This is a genomic window from Microbacterium sp. Bi128 (assembly GCF_918698205.1).
The window spans coordinates 1-1,092 of record NZ_CAKKMM010001609.1 but is presented as its reverse complement, the minus strand read 5'-3'; the positions used below and the strand labels follow the sequence as shown (position 1 = coordinate 1,092).

At 66.8% G+C, this 1,092-nt stretch carries 1 protein-coding gene; it reads left to right on the top strand.

The features are described from left to right. Positions 1–1,092 (top strand): phosphoglucomutase (locus tag LQV45_RS34910; RefSeq protein WP_230012554.1); only part of this gene is annotated, 1,092 nt, incomplete at both ends.

Sequence of the window (1,092 nt, the reverse complement as noted above, 5' to 3'; positions counted from 1 at the left end):
CCGCGCCAACGAGCTGCTGGAAAACGGCCTGCGCGGCGTCAAGCGGATTCCGGTGGCCGAGGCCCTGGCCGCCGGGACCACCGGCAAGTTCGACTTCCTGAGCAGCTACGTCGACGACCTCCCGTCGGTACTGGATCTCAATGCGATCCGCGAGGCGGGCGTCCGGATCGGCGCCGACCCGATGGGCGGAGCGTCGGTGGACTACTGGGGCGAGATCGGTGAGCGCCACCACCTGAACCTCACCGTGGTTAACCCCACCGTCGACCCGCAGTGGGCTTTCATGACGCTGGACTGGGACGAGAAGATCCGGATGGATTGCTCCTCGCCGTCGGCGATGGCGTCCCTGATCAACCGCATGTCCGACGGCGCCAAGTTCGACGTCGCCACAGGCAACGACGCCGACGCCGACCGCCACGGGATCGTCACACCGGACGGCGGGCTGATGAACCCAAACCACTACCTCGCCGTCGCCATCGATTATCTGTACCGGCACCGGACCGGCTGGAACCCGCAGTCCGTGATCGGCAAGACCCTGGTTTCCTCATCCATCATCGACCGCGTGGCCGAGAGCCTGGGCCGCAAACTTGTCGAAGTGCCCGTGGGCTTCAAGTGGTTCGTCCCCGGGCTGCTGTCCGGAGAGGGCGCCTTCGGCGGCGAGGAATCCGCCGGTGCCTCCTTTAACAAGATGGACGGGAGCGTCTGGACCACCGACAAGGATGGCATCCTGCTGGCTCTGCTGGCCTCGGAGATCACGGCGGTGACGGGCAAATCACCGTCGCAGCTGTACAAGGGCCTCACCGACCAGTTCGGCGACCCCGTCTACGCCCGGATCGACGCGGCCGCCACCCGGGAGCAGAAGGCGGCGCTGGGCAAGCTCTCGCCGTCGGACGTCACCGCGACCGAACTGGCCGGCGAAACGATCACGGCCAAACTGACCGAAGCGCCGGGCAATGGCGCCGCGATTGGCGGCCTCAAGGTCGTTACCGAAAACGCCTGGTTCGCGGCCCGGCCCTCCGGCACGGAAGACGTCTACAAGATCTACGCCGAGTCCTTCAAGGGTGCCGAGCACCTCAAGCAGGTCCAGGCCGAGGC